Origin of the sequence: Halorubrum sp. SP3 (assembly GCF_005435195.1) — an archaeon.
Classification (GTDB): Archaea; Halobacteriota; Halobacteria; order Halobacteriales; family Haloferacaceae; genus Halorubrum; species Halorubrum sodomense.
Genome location: NZ_SGTU01000447.1, coordinates 1 through 395, shown reverse-complemented (window position 1 = coordinate 395; position 395 = coordinate 1). Strand labels below are relative to the sequence as shown.

Here is a 395-nt window from a genome sequence, read left to right as displayed (position 1 = left end):
AGTTCCGGCTCGGCGGCGACCCCGCCCCTCTTGTGGGCCGGTTCGAACATCTTCGCCGCCCTTGCCGCGGTGTTGGAACCCGGGTCACGATTGACCCCTCGGATCGCGTACCGCCGGGGGGAGACGACCCCACAGCCACCATGAGCACCGACGACGAGTCGATGTACACGACCGTGGACGAGGAGGACAGGCGGCTCCTGGAGGAGACCGGGTTCGACGCCGACCTCGGCGCGGAGATGGCCCGCGACGCGCAGCGGGTGGCCGCGGACGAGCTCTCCGAGGTCGAGTTCTACCGGCGGTACCACGACCGGATCCTCGAGGAGTTCGACGTCGACGACCGAGAGGTGGATATCCCCGACCCCGACGAGGTCGACGAGGAGGACGTGAGCGCCGTC

Annotated in this window: 1 protein-coding gene; it reads left to right on the top strand. The window is 69.4% G+C overall.

Features of this window, described 5'->3' with window-relative positions; all coding sequences use genetic code 11:
- Positions 1 to 140: 140 nt before the first annotated feature.
- Positions 141 to 395: 4Fe-4S ferredoxin N-terminal domain-containing protein (locus EXE42_RS17200; protein ID WP_199240809.1), on the top strand; the 255-nt coding region annotated here is incomplete at its 3' end.